We start from the raw sequence: 21,080 nt of genomic DNA on the forward strand, positions 1-21,080 counted from the left end.
TTAAGGATAGTATATGACAAGAAAATTATTATGGGTTAGTCCTTTTAGTTTGCATGATACAAGCTCTGGAGCAGCAGTGCAATGTAAGGCAATGCTAGAGCAACTTGCGAAAAAGGGCATAGAAATTAAAGTGCTTGGGAGTTTTATTTTTGATTCTCCTAGAGGGGCGACTTATTTTCCAAAGTTAGAAGAAGAACTTAAAAATCGCGACAACAAACCCGTAGTTGTTAAAGATGAAGAAAGCGGGATTGAATACCATTATACTATTTGTAAAAGTCGTGCAATGGAGGATTTTACTTATTCAGAATCTTGGAGATTTTTTCAATATTTTAGTATGCTTTGTAATTGGTTTCGCCCAGATGTTGCAATGGGTTATGGAACAGGAACAAGTGGGATTGCAATCCATGCAGAGGCTAAAAGACGTGGGATTCCATTTGTTTATCCGATTTATAATGCTAACCACCCTTATTATACTTTTGATGATTGCGACTTGCTTATCACTGATGCAAGAGCTACTGCAGATTTGTATGCAGCGAGAGATAGACTTAATGTGCAAGCTACTGGAATCTTTATTAATAGGGATTTAGTTCTTTCTAAAGAAAGAGACCCTAAATATGTAACAATGGTAAATCCTTGCGCTCCAAAAGGTGTTAGTATTTTTGCAAAACTTGCAGAGATAGCACAAAAAGAATTGCCTGATGTAAAATTTTTAGCCGTAGATGGGCGCGGAAGTTTTGCAGAAGCACTTGGTGCATTGCATTTGCCAGATAGCAATAAAACTCCTTATACTCCAAAAATGTTTAGCAATGTCGATATTGCGCAACATACAAATAATATGAAAGAAGTTTATAAGGTTACAAAAGTGTTGCTTGCACCTTCTTTAGCTTATGAATCTTGGGGGAGAGTAGCAAGTGAGGCGGTGTTAAATAAGATTCCAGCAATTGTGAGTGCAAATAATGGAGGGGGCTTGCAAGAAGCTATGGCAGGAATGGGGTTTGCGGTTAATATTCCAGAAGAATGTCGAAAAGACCATTTAAGAATCCCGACAGATAAAGAGATTAAAGAATGGTTAGATGCACTCAAAAAAGCTTTGAAAAAAGATTTTTCAAAAGAGTTTAAAAAGGCGCAAGTCGCCTTAGATATGGAGACTAGCACGCAGCGTTTATTAGAGATTTTAGAACCACTTTTTGCTAAGAAAGCTGGATTTAATCCACATATTATCCATAATGGAATCTTGCGTATGGAGCATGATGGAAATTTCCGCTAAAGAGAAAGCACAAATTATCTTAGCGATTGATGTTGGATTAAAACGTATCGGAGTGGCAAAGTGTATCAATGGGATTCCACTTTGTTTAGAGCCAATTTTGCGTAAAAATCGCAATCAAGCAGCAAATGCCGTGCGCACTCTGATTAAAGAATCGCAAGCTAGCGTGCTTGTGGTGGGATTTCCTAAAAAAGATTCCACTTTAAGAGATTGTATTTTAGAAGAATCTAAATGCGAAGATGAAGACCCAATTTTAGCAATGCAAAGGCGTATTAAGCATTTTGTTGGATTGTTGGAGTTGGAATCTCATATAAAAATTGTGTTTTTTGATGAAGCTTTTAGCTCTAAAGAAGCATTAGAGAGATTAGAAGATAAAAAAATGCGAAAGAAAGCACATAGCAAAGATGGTAGTTTGGATTCTCTTGCGGCACTTGTGATTTTAGAGCGATATTTAATGTGCCAAAAATAGAACTAAAGGTTTATCATTAAGTAGTAGATTGACTTGCACGCCTTGCTTGCCGCTTAGTGAGACAGCAATTTCTTCTTCACTCTTATAAGCCTTTGGCAAAGAGATTCCAATAGAGACATTATGTTCTGATAGCACGGCTTTTGAGCGTCCCGCGATGATGTTTGTAAATTCGCTAATAACGTCTAATAATTCGTCATCATTTTGGGATTCTTCCCCTAAAAGCATCATAGAGGCTTCTTTAACGATAGATTTGCTAAAGCATAGCGCAACTAAGCCGTTTAAATCCCCTTCAAATTTAATCATTGCTCCCATAATATCTGCTTGGGAAGTTTTGTTATATTGTGTTACTTTATAATCTGTGCGTTTTGCGCTTCCTCCTGTGAGTGAAGACAATGTTTCAATAGCTGCATTGATAAATACCGGAAGTTGTGCTACAAGATGCTTTGTTAGTCCTTTGCGTTTTTGTTCTGTTGCTTGATAACTTTTAGCTAATTCTTGAATTTTTGGATTTTTTTTGCATTCTTCAACGCTATTGAAAAATAAAATATTGCTACGCACGCAAAGATTTTGTTTATCAGGGTCTAAATTTATTTTTAATCCACAAATAGCAATACAGGCTTCAAAGCGCATATTATTAAGTGCCAAAGACATAATAAAATCAAGCACACTTAGATTAAACTCTTTTGCATCACTTGCATCAAAAATAAAAACTTTATAACCTTCTCTAAGTCTGGAATTATGCGCTTGTGTATTAAAGAAAAGAGAAATATTTTTATCGACTTTTTTATATAAGGTGTAGGTTACGATTCCATTTGCAATAACAACTGGGATAAAATTGTTTGTAATATCAAAATAAATATCATAAAGATAAATGGCTTTGTCTAAAAATTGGCGACGTTTGGTGATGAATTCATCACTTGTATGCACACAAATGACTTGATAGCCTTTTGAGCTTAGTTCTTGAGATACAAGTGTTTGCACCATATTATCGTTATCGTAATAGATAATAGTTTGGTTTAAAGGAGGACTTTTAAGTCCTAATAAAAGATTTGCCATATTTTCTGTGCGAAACAGCGGCAAGCTCTTATTAGGAAATAAAGCCTTTAGTTTTGGAAATTGTGCATCATTATAATCTACAAAAGCTACTGTAACGCTAACTTTATTTTGCATTGCAAGAAGTGCTTTTGCGATGAGGATTGTTGCTCCTTCATCAAATTCATGCACATTTTCAAAAGAAAAATAGACTGCCTTTAATGCAAGAGAACGGATTGTCGCGCTATTTGAGATTAGCACTTGGCAAATCTCTTTAGCGGCTTTCATATCTAAATGCACATCTGGTGCATAAATGGCAATATCATGCTTAATAATTGGTCGCATAATCCTACTTAATTATTTGGTGTTGTTGTAGATTTCTGCTTCTACTCTTCTATTTGCTTGTCTGCCTTCTGCTGTTGCATTATCTGCAATAGGTCTAGACTCTCCATAGCCTTTAGCTTCTAAACGTTCTGCTTGCACACCTTCTTTGATAATTGCGTTTTTAACTGCTTTTGCGCGATTCTCTGATAATCTTTGGTTATACTCATCATTTCCTATAGAATCCGTATGACCGCTAATTACAGCAGTTTGATTTGGGTTTTCTTTTAGAGATTGTGCAAAATCTCTGATTTCTGCATTATATTTTGGCGCAACAACAGAAGAATCAAATGGGAATTGCACAGAAAATGTGTGAATATGTGAGAGTGCTGGCTGCCCTGTTAGTTCTTCTCCTGCTTTTACGGTAGCATTATTTGTAATAGTGTTATTAGAGTAAGTGCCAAAAGGAATACTAAAGCCTATCATTCCCACAATATCACTACGTCCATCAAAGCTAAGAATATGTTTGATTTCTGTTTTAAGGTGCAAGAATTCAGTCATAGCATAGCGCAAACCTACGCCGTATTGCCCAAAGAAATCACTATCTACGCTTTGGAGTTCATTTGTAATATGCTCATAACCAAAACCACCTAAAATATAAGGTGAGATTTTGTTTTCTGTGTAGAACTCTCTAACAAGGTCAATATAGTAGCGATTAATATCAGTAGAAGTATTAGGAATACTATAATCTACGCCATCTATGCGGTCATAACCAATTTCTAAAAGAACGTTCGGTAAAACGCGAGTAGCAAATTTTAAACCATAGCTTAAATCAATATCATTAGCATATCTATCATTGCTAATATGCCAACTCCCACCAATTTGCGGAGTGATTTCAAAGAGATTATCCGCTGCAAATACGGAGGTGCTAAGTGCTAAAGAAAGTGCGAGTGCTTTTTTCATGATCCAATCCTTTTTTTGAAATGGTGTATATTTTATCTAATAAATAATTTAGATAAAATTAGACGATATAAAAATTTTAAAATCCTGTTTAAAAAACTATATAAAAGCGTATTTACGCCTTTTAGGAAAGGGAGTTTTGATGAGAGATTTTGAAACAATTGCGCAAAAACTTGTAAAATTTATCCAACAAGAAGTCAAGAATCGTGGATTTAATGCTGTTGTATTTGGGCTAAGTGGAGGGATTGATTCTGCCGTAGTTGCTAGACTTTGTCAGCTTGCTTTTGAGCAATCCCATAAAGCATTAATGCTACCTTCTAAACAATCAAGCAAAGAAAGCTTAGCAGATGCTTTGGAGTTATGTGAAAAGTTTGGAATCTCTTATGAGATTTTGAGTATTGCAGAGCCACAAAATGCTTTTGAAAATCTTTTGCCACATTTAAGAGAAAATCCTTTACGATTAGGGAATTTAAGTGCGCGATTGCGTATGATTTGTTTGTATGATTATGCGTTTGCAAATCATGCACTTGTGGTTGGGACGAGTAATAAAAGTGAGATTTTGCTAGGATATGGGACAATTTATGGGGATTTAGCTTGTGCGATTAACCCGATAGGCAATCTTTATAAAACAGAAATTTACAGCCTTGCTAAAGTGTTGGGGATTCCACAAAGCATTCTACAAAAAGCCCCAAGCGCAGACTTATATGCAGGGCAGAGTGATGAGGCAGAGCTCGGGTTTTCTTATGCAATCTTAGATAGAATTATGTTACTATTGCAGGAAGGAAAGGACGATATGGCAATTTTAAATACAGGTTTGCCAAAAGATGCATTACAATTAGTCCAAGAAAGAATGCAACGTTTTGCTTTTAAGCAAAAAATGCCAGAAATTGCGCAAATTTAAAGGAAGTGGTATGCGAAAAATTCCCTATTTTATCCCCGATATTACAAAAGCAGAGAAAGACGCAATTGCTTCTGTCTTAGAGAATCCAAGTTATGATATTGTTAGTGAGCTTGAAGAGGAGTTTAGAAATTTTATTGGAATTGAATATGCCATAGCAACACTAAGTGGGACAACAGCGTTTCATTTATGCTTGTTTGCTATGGATATTAAAAGGGGTGATAAGATTATCTGTTCTGTGAATTGCCACCCTATGTTTCCAGAGATTATTCGGCATTTTGATGCAGAACCAATTTTTGTAGATATTGATAGTGATACTTTTTTTATGTCTTTTGAAAAATGCAAAGAAACTATCGCAAAAGTGGGTGTAAAGAAGTTGCGCGCAATTATTGTAAGCCACACAGCTGGGCAAGCAATGGATATTGAACCATTTTTTGAGCTTGCGCAATCGCATAATATTAAGATTATTGAAGATGCAACAATGGCTTTGGGGCTTACATATAAGGGTGTAAAGATTGGAGCAAAAAAGAGTTTTGCGAGCATTTTTAGTATTGTGCTTGATGCGTTTAATCCTGTGGCGCAAACTGGGGTTTTAACCACGCATGATAAAGAGCTTGCAGAAGCAGCGATATTGCTACGCTATCATGGAATCATTAGTGAAAAAACAACTTCTACACGCCCGCAATATTTATATGATGTCGTGGGTATTGGAAATAAATATAATGTGAGTTATCTTGATGTTGCGCTTTGTTTAAGCCAACTTAGGCGCATTGATTATATTATTAAACGCCGTCAAGAGATTGCAAAATATTATTATCAAAATTTAGAGAATGCACCGCATATTTCTTTGCCTGTGGTTAAAAGCGAGCATACTTTCTTGCACTTTATTATTAAAGTGGATAAGAATCGCGACCATTTTGCAAGAGAGCTTAAAGAATGTGGAATCGAGACTGCATTGCATTTTGTGCCTTCGCATTTATTAACATATTATAAAAGTAAATACAAATACAAAATTAGCGATTTTCCTGTTGCGCTTAGAAATTATCAACAAATTTTAAGTTTGCCAATTTATAGTGCAATGCAACAAGAAGATTTGGATTATGTCTGTAAGCAAGTGTTACACTTTGCGCGTGTGCGCGTATAGGGAGAGAAATGCGCAAAATTGAGCAGTATTTTTATGCACCAAACCCTATGCAAAAGGCTTTAGCCTTATTGTTGCTACCTTTTTCTTTCATCTATTGTGTAATTGCAACGCTAAAGCGTAAATTTGCACGTTTTAAAGATTTTGGGATTCCAATTATTAGTGTGGGAAACTTAGTGCTTGGTGGAAGTGGAAAGTCGCCTTTTATTATAGAAGTTGCAAAGGATTATGCAGATGTATGTGTGATTTTGCGTGGGTATGGACGCAAAAGCAAGGGATTAAAGATTGTTAGCATTCAAGGTGCTATTCAAGAAAATGTAGAAAAAGTAGGAGATGAAGCAATAATGCTAGCTAAAGCCTTGCCAAATGCAAGTGTGATTGTGAGTGAGAAGCGAGAGAATGGAATCTTAAAAGCTAAAGAATTAGGAGCTAAAATTATATTTTTAGATGATGGATTCCGCTTTAAATTCAAAAAACTCAATATTCTTTTAAAGCCAAAATTAGAACCTTATTTTAGTTTTTGTATCCCAAGTGGAGGATATAGAGAGCATAAGAGTGCTTATAGGCAAGCAGATATTGTCGCAAAAGAAGGAGTGGATTATGAAAGAAAAGTAGAAGTAGTTAATACCACTCCTAAAATGTTGCTATTAACCGCTATTGCAAATCCTGCGCGTTTGGAGGAGTATTTGCCTAATGTGGTGGGAAAAATTACACTAAAAGACCATTCTTTTTTTGATAAAGAAAATATTTTAAAACAATATCAAGCTTTAGGAGCAACTTCTTTGCTTGTAACGCAAAAAGATGTGCCAAAATTAGAAAATTTTGGCGTTCCTTTGTCGATTTTGCAATTACAATTAAAGATTAATCCTAGTATCACAACAAGTATTAAAGACTATATTAAGAAAAATTAGAGAATCCTAAAATAGCTTGTATTAAAGCTTTAATATCTTTTTCTTGTAAATATAATGCAGGTTCTATACATTCTATTTCATTAATGTAGAATGTAGAAGCATTGCCTATAATATCAATTCTTGCATAAAGCGTTTTAAAGGGGAGAGATTCCAAAAGATTTTGTGCTAGATGAATATAATTTTGTGGAGGGGTAAGAGATTCTATACTGACGCCATAAGCACTATTTGCGCGCCACTCTCCTGTTGTTGGTTTGCGTAAAATTGCGTGAGAAAATACTCCATTTATGCAAATCAAACACGCTTCTCCTTGTGTAATATCTGTAAGATAAGGTTGGATTAAAAGTCCTTTGGGATAATCTTTAGCAAGCACTCCATCATTTAGCCGTTTAACACCTATTCCACTTTGTCCAACAAGTGGCTTTATTACAGGATTTTCCCATTGTTTTGAAGATGTATTGCAAAGATGTTGGATTTGTTCTTTTAAACTAGAATCTTTATAAGTGTTTTGTTTTAAAACAATGCTTGGCGCGATAGGAAAATCTTTTAAAGTCAGCAAGTATTCTTTAGAAAGATTCCATAAAATTGCCTCTCGTGTGTTTAAAATTGCAATCTTATAGTTTTTTAATGTTTCTAAAAATTCTAAGAATTTCTCAATCTCTAAACTATAATCCCATATCGCAAGCGGCAAAATTAATGTTTCTTTTGGTAAAAGAGGAATCTTAATCTCATGCCAAGGAATTAATCGTGTTTGGTAAAAGGCGTTTAGTGCTTTACAAAGTTCTTGCAAGCTTGCATTGCCTAATGGATAAGCTTTGCAAGTGGCAATGATAATTTGTTTATTCTGTAATGCGTTTCGCATATTCTAGCCAACGCCCTTTATTGCTGATTGCGCGTTTTTCAAGTTTTGGAAGTAAAGATTCCACCTTTTTTAAATTTGTAGGTTTGCCAACTTGAATAATTCCCACCATATTCATCATTTGGTGCGGAGGACATACATAAAGATAAATTCCTTCTTTTTCAAAAGTAAATGTCTTTTTTTTATCTAAGAGACTTTCAAACTTTTGCGCACTTTCTGGGATTGCGACACTGCGCACATAATGGCTTTTGTGCGTTGGCACAAAGGTTACAGAATCGCCAGGAGCGATTTTTATAAATGCAGGCTCAAAAACCATTGTTTGCCCGTTTTCATTTAAATCTAACATTTGAACTTCATAATCTTTTGCAAAGCAAAAAGATAAGGCAAATATTAAAGCAAGTAATTTTTTCATTGTTTATCCTTTATTTATAGATTGCGCCTTTTGTGGCGATAATTGGGATTCCATCTGCATTGTAGAAAATCTCTGTTTTGACTTTGTAGAGATTTTCTATTAAATCTTTTTGTAAAACTTCTTTTGGGTTCCCTTGTGCTTGAATTTTGCCTTCACTTAGCATAAGGATAGAATCCGCAAATTGCGCACTTAGTGATAAATCATGTAAAACCATTATGGTTAAGAGATTTCTAGCGCGTGTGGTTTTGCGCACGCATTCTAGTAATACACATTGATGGTGCATATCTAGCGCACTTACAGGCTCATCAAGGAGTAAAATCTTAGGGTTCTTTATTAAGGTTTGCGCAAACATTATCATTTGTCTTTGCCCACCACTTAAGCTTAAAATATCTCTTTGTGCTAAATGCAAGATTCCAAGCTCTTCCATTAAAGTCGCCGCTTGTTTAATTTGGGAATCGCTTAAATACATTCCTAAATGGTCAATTAATCCTAATAGCACAATTTCTAATGCAGTTAAATTTACATCTACATTTGTATCTTGTGGCATAAAACTTATATGCTTTTGACCTTTTAAGGGAGCATTGTTATACAAAATCTCTCCTTTATAAGGTAAGATTCCAAAAATTGCATTAATAAGCGAAGACTTTCCCACTCCATTTGGTCCTAAAATACAATACACATTGCCAGATTTTAGACTAAGATTAAGCGTATTTGCCACACAAATATTTTTGCGTGTAAGTGTAAAAGATTTTAACTCTAGCATATTCTTTTCCTAGAAAAAATAATCCAAAAGAAAAAAGGCACTCCTACAAAAGAAGTGATGATTCCAACAGGAAAAAGAGCACCCGGGATAATGACTTTAGATAGCACAGAAGAGATGGATAAAAATGCTGCTCCAATTAACAAAGAAGCAGGCAAAAAGAATCTTTGATCTTCCCCAACAAGCATTCTTGCAATATGTGGCGCAACAAGCCCAATAAAGCCAATTACTCCTACAAAACTAATTGCTGTTGCAGTCATTATAGAAACTAAAATAAGTGTTCTAAAACGTAATGCAACTAAATCAACACCCATACTAATTGCACGCGTTTCACCAAGCTTTAAAGCAGTTAATGCCCAAGAATCCCTAAGAAGAAGGGAGATACACACGCAACTAACAAGGCTTACAACTCCTAAATTTGTCCAATTTGATTTTAATAAACTGCCAAATAACCAAAAAAGAATCTGTTGTGAAATTTCTGGGCTTGAGAGATATTGGATTAAAGAAAGTAAGGATTGAAATAAAAATAATAATGCGATTCCAACTAATACAAGCATTGCAGAGCCAAAATGCGCAAGTGCTGCAAATCCAAATAAAATTGCTCCCGCAAGCAGAGTCATTAAAAATGCACCTAGTGGAACAGCAACCATTAAAGGCAATCCAAAAGTCCCAAAAGAAATCACAAGCGAAGCACCAAATCCAGCAGCGGCAGCAAGCCCCAATGTATAAGGGCTTGCCATAGGGTTGTTGAGCAATGTTTGAATCTCTGCTCCCCCAACACCAAGCGCAGCACCAACAACTAATGCCATTAGTGCCATAGGAAGCCTTAAGTCGTGAATTATTGCAAGAGTTGTTGTATCTACATTTAAATGCTCTAAAAAAGGAGCAAATAAGGCATCTACGACTTCTCTTATAGGAAGCATTGCTGGTCCTGTTGCAATATCAAAGATGAGAGAAATTAACGCAATTCCTAAAAAGAAAACAATCAGAATCAAACGTTTTATTTCTCTTTTGCGATGCGCTTTTAAGGTTTGTGCAACGGCTTTCATAAAGCTATTTTACCTGGATTCCAAAAGTGCCTTTTGGCACAACGGGTAAGTATTTTTTGTGAAAATCTATGTAAGTTTGAATCGGATCTATATCGTCAAATAAATTTGGATAAAGAGCTTTTGCAATATATTGCACCATTGCTGCATCTGCAAGTGTTCTTGAAGCTCCCATATATAATCCATACAAACGTCCTTCTTGGATTGCTGGTAGGCTATTCCAAGCAGAGCGTTTTTTATAAGCTTCTAGGCGTCTTTTGGCTTCTTTTTCTTCAATATTTACACCCATTACCATTGCTTCTTTGTTTTTGTTGAGTTCTGCTTCTCTTCCTGCAATCATAATGACTTCAGGTTTTGCGACAATAATTTGCTCTGGATTAATTGGACTCCATTTTTCAACAAATGGTGCAGCAATATTCTCACCTCCTGCTAAATCCATAAGAGCACCCCACATATCTTTGCCATAAGTAAATCCTGTTTCGTTTGGACCTTTGTTTCCAAACTCGATATAAATTTTTGGCTTAGGTAAATTTGCTTTTGCGATTCTGCTTTGCACTTCTTTAATGGTATTAGAATAGAATTCTACTAATTCTTTAGCACGTTTTTCATTGCCTGTAATCTGCCCTAATGCAAGGGTGCTTGCAGTGTGTCGCTCTACTGTCTCACGATTATAATCTAGCACAACAATTGGAATCTTAGCATCTATAATAGGCTCTAAATCAATTTCTAAGATTTGGTATTGCCAATCTGCAAGGATTAAAACATCAGGCTTTAAAGATAATATTTTTTCTACAGAAAATGTGCCAACTTCTATTTCTCCAAAGTCTTCTAGTTGATGTAATCGCGGCACTGCTTTGCTATACATTTCCCAACTAGAAGGTGTCCAATCTGTCCAAACAGCTTTAGAAAAGCCTACGACATTTTCTAATGCTTCTGTTCCCCCAACAGCAATAAAATCTGTATAATAAAAGCCTAATGCAATGCGTTTTGGTGGATAATTAATTGCAACTTCACGCCTTAAGACATCTTTGATAACTTTTGTTTCTGCATAGACATTTAAGCCTATTGTAACCATAAAGCAAGCAAATATCACTTTGAAAATATGAGTTTTCATTAATGATTCTCCTTAAAATAAAATTTATAATAGGAATTATACTCATTTTTAAAGAAAAATCAATATAATAAAAATCATTTTTATTTTAAGGAGTTAATTTGAAAAAGATACTATTAAGTATAGCAGTTGGTTTTGTTGTATTGCAAACTGCGCAAGCAACACCATTAGAAGAGGCGATTAAAGGGGTTGAGATGAGTGGAATGTTGCGCTATCGTTATACAGATGATAGAAGGGAAAATGAATTATTTTTAAAAGATACGGCTCGTAGTGCAAAAAAGGGAACAGCTAAGCATCAATGGCGCGCTTCTATGGATTTTCAAACACCGATTATAGATAATATTAGTATGTATTTAGGGGTGCTTTATCATAATCCAAGCCAAACCATCACGCATGGAAAAAATGGAGATGGAACAGGAAATGGGCTTGGCTCTGGCAAGGATAGAGATTTTGGAGTAAGTAATTTTTATGCAACTTACACATTTGATTCTACAAACACAACAATTAAAATGGGTAAAATGGTTTTAAATACACCTTATAATGATGTTTTGCATGATCGTGCAACAGGAATTGTAGTGGGTAATGCAGATTTACCGCATTGGACATTTTTGGCAAGTGCGTATGATTCTTTTAGCATTGATGATATTTATATTGGATACTTAGATGATGAACAATCCATTTCTAAGCCTTTTTATCAAATAGCTGCTATTGGAAGTTATGAAACCTTAGTTGGGAACTTTGAAGCGCAGGTTTGGGGGACAAATATCACAGATATTTTAGATTTTGGTTTATATTCCCAAGCTTCTTTTGATAATGGAATCTTTAGCATAAAAGGCATTTATGCGTATGCTAACTTAACAAAAAATGAAAATCCTTTGTCGCAATTAATCAATGATAAAGCTGCTTCTTGGGGATATGATTATAACAATGGAAGCTCTTTTGCGCATACCTATGATACACAAGATTTTCAAAATGTGGCGGATTTGTATATTATAGAAGTTGGGGCAAATTTAAAACAATTTGCGATTCCATTTAGTCTTAGGGTTGGATATTGGGGAAATACAAAACATAGTTATACGGTTTCATTGGATAATGAGGGATATTTTAATTATAATCCAACAGGTCGCATTTGGTTTGAAAATGAAGCAACCGGAGTTACAATTTCAATGTTACCAAATACAGGAACAAGAACTCCTGCAAAGGGGGAAAGTAATGAATTGCAAGTTTTTTATGCTGTGCCAAACTATCAAATTTTAGAAAATCTTAACATAGGTTTAGAATATATTGATGGAAAAAATAAGCTCTCACGTGGAAGTGGCGCAAGTGCGTATAATGGGGAGATTAATTTTAGAGAAATTACTCCTGTGCTTGTGTATCGTCTTTCAAAACAAATGCGTCTTACTGCATATTATGCGATGTTAGAAACAAAAATAGATAAGGAATTATTGTTAAAAAGTAGTAATGTGAGTGCTTGGGATTCTACTAAATTTACACAAGAAGAAAAGTTTAATAGATTCCGTTTTGAAATGCGTTATAACTTTTAGATTGATTTGTTAGGATTGGAATCCTAAAGTGCCTTTAGGCAGGATTCCAAACGTTCAAAACCTAAGTCTATTTCTTCTTTTGTAATCGTTAAGCTTGGTAAGAATCGTGCTGTATTTTTGCCACTTTTAAGCACCAAAACACCATTTTTAAAACTAGATTCCAAAAACGCACTTAAAGTTTCTGCGTCTTTTACCCTAAGTCCGCGCATAAGCCCTAATCCTACTTCTTGAATGAAAATTTCATGATATGCTTTTTGTAAGTTTTGTAATTTTTGTGTGAAATAAGTAATTGTGCGCTCTAGCTCTCCACTTTGCTTTAACGCACTTAGAATCTCTAAGACTTCTAAAGCTGCGCTTGTGGATAAGAAATTTCCACCAAAAGTGCTTCCATGGTCGCTTGGAGAAAAAATATTTTTTAGACTTGTCATTACAGCACCGATTGGCACACCCCCAGCAAGCCCTTTTGCAGTGGTTATTACATCAGGTGTGATTCCATAAACTTGCGAAGCAAACAGCTCGCCACTGCGATAAATACCCGTTTGCACCTCATCAATCATTAAAAGAATATTTTTTTCTTTTAAGAATTTTGCGAGATTTTGCACTTCTTGTTTATCAAAGGGAGTGATTCCTCCTTCTCCTTGCACAAGCTCCAAAAGCACTGCACAAGTAACATCGCTAATTTTATTGGGAATATCACTTAAATCTTTTGCATAAACAAATCCATCAGGAAAAGGTCCAAAATATTGGTGCATTTTGCTTTGTGCGGTTGCTTTAAGCGTGCTAATCGTGCGCCCATGAAAAGAGGAATCTAAAGTGATGATTTGATACCTTTTAAGTTCGCCATTTTCTTCTCCAAATTTTCTTGCAATCTTTAATGCTCCTTCATTTGCTTCCGCGCCAGAATTTGCAAAAAATACACGCATATCATAACCGCTTAATTCTACAAGTTTTTTGGCAAGCTTTGCTTGGGGCTCAATCAAATAAAGATTAGAAGTGTGGATTAAATGTTTTGCTTGTTTATAAATTGCTTCTGCTAAACGCTCATTGCCATGCCCTACGCTACATACAGCGATTCCAGAACCAAAGTCAATATAGTTTTTGCCTTTGTCATCATAAAGTGTTGCGCCATTTCCCTTTACAAAATGCGTGTAATTGCGCGCATAGGTGTGTAGAACATAGTCTAAATCCATTTGCTTTAGAGTTTGTGCATTCATTCGCTTGCCTTATAAAGAAATTCTAAGCATTTTACCACCTTAAAGTTTTAGCAAGACTTACAAAAGTTTTATTTTTTATAGAGACTTTTTACGCGCTTACTGAAAAAGCGTTATAATTTTAAAACTTTCTTTATAAAAAGGAATCGCAAATGGATAAAACCAAAGAAACAGAATTTATTTTTACATTAATGTGCGAACAATTAGAAGTAGTTGCACCACAAATTTGCCCTTTATTTATTGCTTTAAAAGATGGAAGCACAGAAGATTTTAACTCTTTTAGCACATTAAGTGCGGAGAATATTTCTCATCTTATTAAGGCTTTTACGCTTTATCATTTGTTGTTAAATATTATTGATGAACGCTATCGTTTAAATAGAGTGCAACACAGCAAAATTCAAAATGCACTGCAAGAGCTAAAAGCGCAAAATTATGATATACAGGATATTCAAGAAGTGCTAAAGAAAATGCGATTCTATCCTGTTTTTACCGCTCACCCTACGGAATCTTTGCGTAGAACATTTTTAGAGAGCTATCATGAAATGTGCGATGATTTGGAAAAATGGTTTAAATTTGGCGATGTTAAAGCAAAGGAGCATTTGAAATATCGTCTAAACTTGCTTTGGTATAGCCATATTGTCCGCAGTGAAAAAATTGAAGTTTTGTTTGAGCTAGATAATCTGCTTTATTTTATGGAAAGTTCTATTTTGCAAAGTGGTGTTAATGTGCTTAAAGAAGTGCAAGAAGCACTAGAAATTTTGGGCGATAAAGAATCTCTAAAAAAATCTCCTATTAGGCTTGGAAGTTGGATTGGGGGAGATAGAGATGGGAATCCTTATGTTACAAATGCCATTATGCTTGAAGTGATGAAAAAACAACACGAGACAATTATTAATCAGTATTTAAAAAGGATTGATAAATTAGGGCGTGAGCTGTCCATAGCGCAAGAATATATTACCCCAAGTGAAGATTTGATGGAGAGTTTAGAAGCAGAAAAGGAGCATTTAGGGATTCTTGCAAAAAAGTTATTTGTGCAAGAGCCTTTTCGCGCTAAGCTAACTTGTATGCGCCAAAAATTACATAATAGAATCTTAGCTTTAAACCTACCAGAAAGCGCGCTAAGTGAAAATAAACCTTATATGTATGCAAATTCTAAAGAGTTTATTAAAGATATTGATATGATGATAAACTCCTTAGACGTGCGCAGCAGTTTATATTTAAAAGAGTTAAAAAACTTAGCAATTCTTGCGGGATTCCATTTAATGCAGCTTGATTTTCGCCAACATAGAGATGTATTTTGGAATGCACTTGCGGAGATTTTTTCTCATCTTGGATATGTGCAAGGGGATTTAACGCTTTTACCAAAACTTGAGCAAACAAAAGTGTTAAATGCAGCTTTAGACGCACCATTGTTGGATTTAAATATTTTGTATGGTAAGTTGAGCGCGCAAACACAGGAAACTTTGCTAGCCTTTGTAAATTTCAAATGGGCAAAAGACAAAATTAGTGATAGTATTATGGATTCTTGTATTATCTCAATGTGCCAAAGTGCAAATGATTTGCTTTGTGTGTTGTGGTTTGCAAAACAAAGTGGATTGTGGCGCAAAGGCAAAAAAACGCGCATTTCTATCTCTCCACTTTTTGAGACAATTAATGATTTGGAATCCGCTCCGCAAATTTTGCGCCAATTATGTGCAAATCCACATTACGCAGAATATCTACAATCGCGCAAAAATTATCAAGAAATTATGATTGGTTATTCAGATTCTAGTAAAGATGGCGGAATCTTTACGAGCAATTATGCTTTGCGTAAAGCGATTGAAAATTTAATTGTGTTAGAAGAAGAATTAAAGATTAAATTTAGACTATTTCATGGTAGGGGCGGAAGTGTTAGTCGCGGTGGTGGCGCGCTTGAAAATGCTCTTTTGAGTTCTCCTCTTAAAAGTGTGGCAGGTTTTTTAAAAACAACTGAGCAAGGTGAAGTGATTAGCTATAAATATCTTAATCCTAAAAAGGCGGAATCTAATTTAAGTAGCACTTTAGCAACTTTGCTTAAAAAGTCTATGTATGATAGATATGGCAAGCAACACGACAAAGAAAATTTTGATTTTGATACAATTTTGCAAAATGTGAGTGTGGAATCTTATAAAGCATATCGGAATTTGGTGTATGAAACAGAAGGTTTTATAGAGTATTTTAAGCAAGCAACTCCTATTTATTTTATCCAGCAATTAAACATCGGCTCGCGCCCAAGCAAGCGTAAAGATACACAAAATGTGGAAGATTTGCGCGCGATTCCTTGGGTGTTTGCTTGGATGCAGAATCGTTCTATAATTCCTGCATGGTATGGCTTAGGAAGTGGGCTTGAAGCAGCTTTTAAACAATATGGAGATAAAGAAATTTTCAGACGATGCTATAAGGAAGATTTATTTTTTAAAACAACGCTTGATAATATTTCGCAAGCTTTCTTAAAAGTGGATTTAGAGATTGCTAAGCATTATAGTGATTTTGTAGAAAATAAAGTATTGCGGGATTGTATTTGGGAGAGAATTGAAAAGGAATACCATTTGACAATGCAATGGCTTTTATATGTGCGCGAAGAAGAGCATTTATTGGCAAGTGAAAAGCTTATTCAAGAATCTATTTTGCTAAGAAAACCTTTTTTAAGAAGTCTTAGCTTTTTTCAATTGCATTTAATGCGTGCTTTTAAAGAATCGCAATATGCAGAACAAAAAGAACGTATTGCTAAACAGATTGTAACAACAATTGTTGGAATCGCACAAGGTGTTAGAAATACAGGGTGATTTTTGTTTTATGTATAAATTTTGATAGAGATTCCTAAAATATACTATAATTGCGGCTTTAAAAGTTTTTAATTTTTATAAAAGGAATTTTTATGAATTATGAGTTTTTTAGCCACTTTTTACGACTCTCTAGCCCGCAAATCTTAATGATTTTGACAACACTTTTTGTAATATTTTTCATTATCAAAAAAATGTATGATAAGAAAATTAGTTTTGCAGCTAGAATGCTTTTTGCACTTTGTGTCGGTCTTTTGTTGGGTTTTGTTTTGCAATACTTAGCGGATTATCCTAGCGCAAATGAAGCTAAAGCAATAATTTGGTTTGATGAAGCAAAACACTGGTTTGGATTTTTTAGTGCTGTATTTGTGGCATTTATCAAAATGCTAGTGATTCCATTAATTTTTTCTTGTATTGTGAAAGTTATTATAGAAATTGATAAAGATGTTAAAATCTCTTCTTTGCTTAGTGTTAGTCTTTTTTGGATACTTTTTAGCACGGCTTTAGCCGCGATTGTGGGCTTAAGTTTAGCAGTTGTATTTGACTTGGGGAAAAATATAATCTTAGATGAGGGGACAAGACAGATTAGAGAAATTGCAACTTTAACAAGTATTCTACAAAACCTAATCCCTAGCAATATTATTAATGCAATGAGTAAAGAAAATATTATCGCCATAGTGATTTTTGCCTTTTTTGTTGGGATTGGCGGAAAACATATTAGCAAACAAGAAGAATATGAAAAGTCTTTTACAAGCTTTAAGAATCTTGTTAAAACTTTCTATGGCATTATGATGCAAATGACAGGAGTGGTGATTCACTTTATGCCTTATGCTGTGGTATGTATGATGGCAAATGTTCTTTTAAGTAATGGCTTTGAAGCAATTAAAACAGCAGGACTTTTTATTATTTTGACTTATGTTGCAATGCTTTTAATGTTTGGAGTGCATTTTGTGTTGTTGTTCTCTCAAGGATTAAATCCGCTAATTTATATCAAAAAAGCCTTCCCGGTTTTGCTTTTTGCTTTTAGTTCTCGTTCAAGTGTCGCAACTTTACCCCTTAATATTTCTACTTTGCAAGATAAATTTGGAGTTTCATCAGCAGTCGCTAATTTTGTAGCAAGTATTGGCACAACAACAGGGCTTAATGGTTGTGCTGGATATTTTCCTGCAATGGCTGCAGTGTTGGTTGCAAATTTATTGGGAGTAGAAATTGATTTTAGCTTTGCTTTAATGATTATTTTGGTTGCAGTGCTTGGCTCACTTGGAATCGCAGGAGTTCCCGGAAGTGCTACAATGGCTGCTTCTATTATGCTTGCTGGAATTGGGTTTGGGGATAATTTTATGCTGCTTAGTCTTGTTTTAGCAGTAGATCCTATTGTGGATATGGCACGCACAGCAAGCAATGTTTCAGGTGCTATGACTTCAGCACTTTGCACAGCAAAAAATCTTAAGGCGTTAGATAAAAAGATTTATAAGGGTTAAAAGTCCTCTAAATAGAGTGTAAAACATTATTATATAATGCTTAGAACTCCTAAGCAAGGACAAATTTTATTGCAAACTTGAAAAATGTTGCAAGCATAGGTTAGAATGCCAACTTTAAAAGGAGCAAAAATGTATGCAGATTCGGCATTAAGCCTTGTTGTGCCTATTGTGGTGATTATTTTAGTCTTTGTTACAAAACGTGTTGTGCTATCACTTTTTGTTGGAATTGTGATTGCTGGGATAATGCTAAAAGATTCTGTTTTTAGCATTGCAAGTTATGTATTTTCTACAATTTCTTCTGTATTTTATAGCAATGGAGAGGTGCAAAGCTCGGCAATTTATGTTTTTGGATTTTTGATTCTGCTTGGTATTTTGACAGAAATGATGAAATGCTCTGGCGGAATCTCTGCTTTTGTAACATGGGCTAGACAAAAAGTAAATAGCCCAAAAAGTTCGGAGTTTTTAGCATTTTTTGCTGGAATCGTTATTTTTATTGATGATTATTTTAATGCTTTAAGTGTAGGGCAGATTGCGCGCCCGCTTAATGATGCAAACCATTCTAGTCGTGAGCGTTTGGCGTATATTATTGATTCTACTTCTGCTCCTATTTGTATTTTAATGCCCATTTCAAGTTGGGGAGCATATATTTTAGGAATTATGGGGGGAGTTTTTGGAGTAGATAAAAGCTTTGATGTATTGACAAATAGCATTGCTGGGAATTTTTATGCGTGGTTAGCATTGCTTGGAGTGTTTTTAACGATTCTTTGGCAAGTAAATTTACCCCAAATGGTAAAGTATCAAAATGTTGATGTGTTGGAGTTTGAAGAAATCAAAGAGCATAGTGGTGGAAATATGTGGCTTTTGTTATTGCCGCTTGGCGCATTATTTGTATTTGTTGGTTTTTTTATTTTTTATAGTGGATATAGAGTTGTAGGCAATTTTGATATTATCGCAATGCTATCTGAAGCACAAACAGGATTCTCTCTTTTTTGGGGTGGAATTTGCGCACTTTTTGTAGCGTTAATCTTATCTTTTAAAAAAATTTCCATACAAGAATATCTACTTATTGTAAAAGATGGCTTTTTGTTAATGTTGCCTGCAAACTTGATTTTAGTTTTTGCTTGGGCGATTGGACCTGTAATTAAAGAAGATTTGCAAACAGGCGTGTATTTAGCAAATTTAAGTAAAGAGCTTTTAAGCAGTGGCGCGCTTTCTCCGCACATCGCGATTCCTATGATTTTATTTGTTGCTTCTAGTTTTATTGCATTTTGCACAGGCACAAGCTGGGGGACATTTGCAATTATGCTTCCAATTGGAGCTGGAATCGCATTAAGCAATGATGTGAATTTGAATCTTGCAGTATGCGCTGTTTTATCAGGTGCAGTTTATGGCGACCACGCATCGCCTATTTCTGATACGACTATTCTATCTGCTACAGGGGCTGGTTGCTCTGTGCATAGCCATTTTGCTACACAATTTCCTTATGTAACAACAGTCGCTTCAATCGCGTTGCTATCCTTTGGGATTGCTGGGTATTTTGATGCGCTATTAGCGGGATATATTTTTGGAATCCCAGCAATGATTTTGGTATTTTGGTTGTATAAAACAATCTTTGCAAAGAATGTGTTGCGTTTATAGGCGATTGATACAATCTTGCTTTTCTTCTCCAAAATTTGCAAAGAAAGGTAAAACTTTTAGCATATCACCTTCTTTGATTTCTCCATAGCTTTCGTCTAAAAGCACAAGAGCGTTGCTTTGTGCCATTGGGGTAACTTCCCCAGAACCATACTTGCCATTTTTGGTAAAGTGGATATTTTCTTTACAAATAGAGCCTAGTAATGCTTCAGTGCGTGCTTTGCGTTTTAAGTTTGCTGCTGCTTTTAGGCAAATGTATTGGGGATAATGTGCATTTGCGCCGCTTAATTGCATTAAAAAAGGAAGGATAAGTGTGCGTAACATTACACCACCTGCTAGGGGATTTCCGGGCAGTGCAATGATAAATTTTTGCTGAAAATATGCGACCATAATGGGTTTTCCTGGTTTTATCTGCACGCCATTAATAAGGATTTTTGCTCCATTTTGCTCTAAAACTTGACGGATAAAGTCTGCTTCACCTTTGCTAGCACCCCCTGTTGTAAAAATCACATCACTTGGAGTGTCAAACGCAAGCTTTATTGCTTCTAATGTATCTTGCAAGATTCCACCATAAGTGCTAGAAAAATGCAGAGATTTTAAGATTCCTTGCACCATTGTGGCATTAGAGTTATAAATTTGTGAAGTATTTGCTATCTCCCAAGGTTCTTTTAGCTCATTTCCACTTGTAAAAACTACAAGGTTTAGGAGCTTAAAAACACGAATATGGCTAATACCTTGTGTGGCAATAAGCGTTAGATATTCCGCATTTAAGAGTGTGCCGCGTTTGATGAGTAAAGTATTTTGTGTAATTTCTTCTCCGCATTTTCTAAGGTTTGCGAAGGCTTGTAAATGCTTTGGAGTAGTGATATGTGTAGAATTGTTAAACCCGCCTTCAATCTCTTCAAAAGGCACAACGCAATTTGCGCCTTTTGGAATCTTCGCTCCTGTCATAATTTTTACGCAAGCGTTTTCTTCTAAAATGATTTCTTGTAAATCTCCCGCAAAAATAGTTGTTTGGATTTTTAGGGTTTTATTGGAATCTTTAGCATTTAGCGCATAGCCGTCCATCGCGCTATTATCAAAGCTTGGAAGAGATTTAGTCGCATAAATATCTTGTGCTAGGATTCTATTTTGTGCGCACTCTAAGGGGAGAATTTCTGAAGTATTATTATAGGTTTTAGTGCTTTGTTCTAAGAGTTCTATGGCGTCTTTTAGTGTGTGCATTGT

General features: G+C 35.2%; 18 protein-coding genes. 9 read left to right on the plus strand and 9 right to left on the minus strand.

Annotated features, from left to right (window positions below; all coding sequences use genetic code 11):
- The first annotated feature begins 13 nt into the window (after positions 1-13).
- Both LS70_RS02425 and LS70_RS02430 read left to right on the plus strand, forming a co-directional pair.
- Complete coding sequence (locus LS70_RS02425) at positions 14-1,267, plus strand: glycosyltransferase family 4 protein (protein WP_138109309.1); 1,254 nt, start codon at positions 14-16, stop codon at positions 1,265-1,267.
- Positions 1,251-1,733, plus strand: coding sequence for a RuvX/YqgF family protein (locus LS70_RS02430; RefSeq protein ID WP_034290359.1), 483 nt, complete (start codon positions 1,251-1,253; stop codon positions 1,731-1,733). Before LS70_RS02425 ends, LS70_RS02430 begins: the two co-directional genes overlap by 17 nt.
- Here LS70_RS02430 and LS70_RS02435 read toward each other — a convergent pair.
- Positions 1,716-3,110 carry a chemotaxis protein CheX gene (locus LS70_RS02435; RefSeq protein WP_034290357.1) on the minus strand — a complete coding sequence of 465 codons (1,395 nt, stop codon included), beginning with the start codon at positions 3,108-3,110 and terminating at the stop codon, positions 1,716-1,718. The two genes, LS70_RS02430 and LS70_RS02435, sit on opposite strands and share 18 nt — an antisense overlap.
- 12 nt (positions 3,111-3,122) lie before the next feature.
- A complete protein-coding gene (locus LS70_RS02440; protein WP_034290355.1) occupies positions 3,123-4,049 on the minus strand; it encodes an OmpA family protein in 927 nt (308 codons plus the stop codon).
- 139 nt (positions 4,050-4,188) lie between these two features.
- On the opposite strand from LS70_RS02440, the gene LS70_RS02445 reads away from it, so the two are divergent.
- The 3 genes from LS70_RS02445 to LS70_RS02455 are packed head-to-tail and all read left to right on the plus strand — an operon-like array spanning position 4,189 to position 6,996.
- On the plus strand, positions 4,189-4,947 hold the full coding sequence (locus LS70_RS02445) for an NAD+ synthase (protein ID WP_034290353.1): 759 nt from the start codon (positions 4,189-4,191) through the stop codon (positions 4,945-4,947).
- A gap of 10 nt (positions 4,948-4,957) precedes the next feature.
- Entirely contained in the window at positions 4,958-6,088 is a 1,131-nt protein-coding gene (locus tag LS70_RS02450) for a DegT/DnrJ/EryC1/StrS family aminotransferase (RefSeq protein WP_034290387.1), read from the plus strand.
- A gap of 8 nt (positions 6,089-6,096) precedes the next feature.
- On the plus strand, positions 6,097-6,996 hold the full coding sequence (locus tag LS70_RS02455) for a tetraacyldisaccharide 4'-kinase (RefSeq protein WP_034290352.1): 900 nt from the start codon (positions 6,097-6,099) through the stop codon (positions 6,994-6,996).
- On the opposite strand, the gene LS70_RS02460 is transcribed toward LS70_RS02455, so the two are convergent.
- From LS70_RS02460 to LS70_RS02480, 5 genes are read right to left on the minus strand one after another with little or no spacing between them, the layout of a single operon-like run.
- Complete coding sequence (locus LS70_RS02460; RefSeq protein WP_034290350.1) at positions 6,983-7,855, minus strand: ATP-grasp domain-containing protein; 873 nt, start codon at positions 7,853-7,855, stop codon at positions 6,983-6,985. The genes LS70_RS02455 and LS70_RS02460 overlap by 14 nt on opposite strands.
- Entirely contained in the window at positions 7,833-8,264 is a 432-nt protein-coding gene (locus LS70_RS02465) for a pseudoazurin (protein ID WP_034290348.1), read from the minus strand. Before LS70_RS02465 ends, LS70_RS02460 begins: the two co-directional genes overlap by 23 nt.
- Before the next feature lie 10 nt (positions 8,265-8,274).
- Entirely contained in the window at positions 8,275-9,027 is a 753-nt protein-coding gene (locus LS70_RS02470; RefSeq protein WP_034290346.1) for an ABC transporter ATP-binding protein, read from the minus strand.
- Positions 9,021-10,073: a FecCD family ABC transporter permease gene (locus LS70_RS02475; RefSeq protein WP_034290344.1), complete on the minus strand. Its 1,053-nt coding sequence runs from the start codon at positions 10,071-10,073 to the stop codon at positions 9,021-9,023. Before LS70_RS02475 ends, LS70_RS02470 begins: the two co-directional genes overlap by 7 nt.
- 4 nt (positions 10,074-10,077) lie before the next feature.
- Positions 10,078-11,184 carry an ABC transporter substrate-binding protein gene (locus LS70_RS02480; protein WP_034290342.1) on the minus strand — a complete coding sequence of 369 codons (1,107 nt, stop codon included), beginning with the start codon at positions 11,182-11,184 and terminating at the stop codon, positions 10,078-10,080.
- A gap of 98 nt (positions 11,185-11,282) precedes the next feature.
- On the opposite strand from LS70_RS02480, the gene LS70_RS02485 reads away from it, so the two are divergent.
- A complete protein-coding gene (locus LS70_RS02485) occupies positions 11,283-12,725 on the plus strand; it encodes a major outer membrane protein (RefSeq protein WP_034290340.1) in 1,443 nt (480 codons plus the stop codon).
- Between the two features lie 23 nt (positions 12,726-12,748).
- Here the strand turns inward: LS70_RS02485 and LS70_RS02490 are convergent, their stop codons facing one another.
- On the minus strand, positions 12,749-13,939 hold the full coding sequence (locus tag LS70_RS02490) for an aspartate aminotransferase family protein (protein WP_034290338.1): 1,191 nt from the start codon (positions 13,937-13,939) through the stop codon (positions 12,749-12,751).
- A gap of 149 nt (positions 13,940-14,088) precedes the next feature.
- On the opposite strand from LS70_RS02490, the gene LS70_RS02495 reads away from it, so the two are divergent.
- The 3 genes from LS70_RS02495 (at position 14,089) to LS70_RS02505 (ending at position 19,856) form a co-directional block, all read left to right on the plus strand.
- A complete protein-coding gene (locus LS70_RS02495; protein ID WP_034290336.1) occupies positions 14,089-16,740 on the plus strand; it encodes a phosphoenolpyruvate carboxylase in 2,652 nt (883 codons plus the stop codon).
- Positions 16,741-16,832: 92 nt separating this feature from the next.
- Positions 16,833-18,218, plus strand: coding sequence for a cation:dicarboxylate symporter family transporter (locus LS70_RS02500; RefSeq protein ID WP_034290334.1), 1,386 nt, complete (start codon positions 16,833-16,835; stop codon positions 18,216-18,218).
- A 129-nt stretch (positions 18,219-18,347) separates the two neighbouring features.
- Positions 18,348-19,856 carry a Na+/H+ antiporter NhaC family protein gene (locus LS70_RS02505; protein ID WP_034290332.1) on the plus strand — a complete coding sequence of 503 codons (1,509 nt, stop codon included), beginning with the start codon at positions 18,348-18,350 and terminating at the stop codon, positions 19,854-19,856.
- On the opposite strand, the gene LS70_RS02510 is transcribed toward LS70_RS02505, so the two are convergent.
- Entirely contained in the window at positions 19,851-21,077 is a 1,227-nt protein-coding gene (locus LS70_RS02510; protein WP_034290330.1) for a molybdopterin molybdotransferase MoeA, read from the minus strand. The two genes, LS70_RS02505 and LS70_RS02510, sit on opposite strands and share 6 nt — an antisense overlap.
- Positions 21,078-21,080: the final 3 nt, after the last annotated feature.

Source organism: Helicobacter sp. MIT 11-5569 (genome assembly GCF_000765695.2).
Taxonomy (GTDB): Bacteria; Campylobacterota; Campylobacteria; order Campylobacterales; family Helicobacteraceae; genus Helicobacter_D.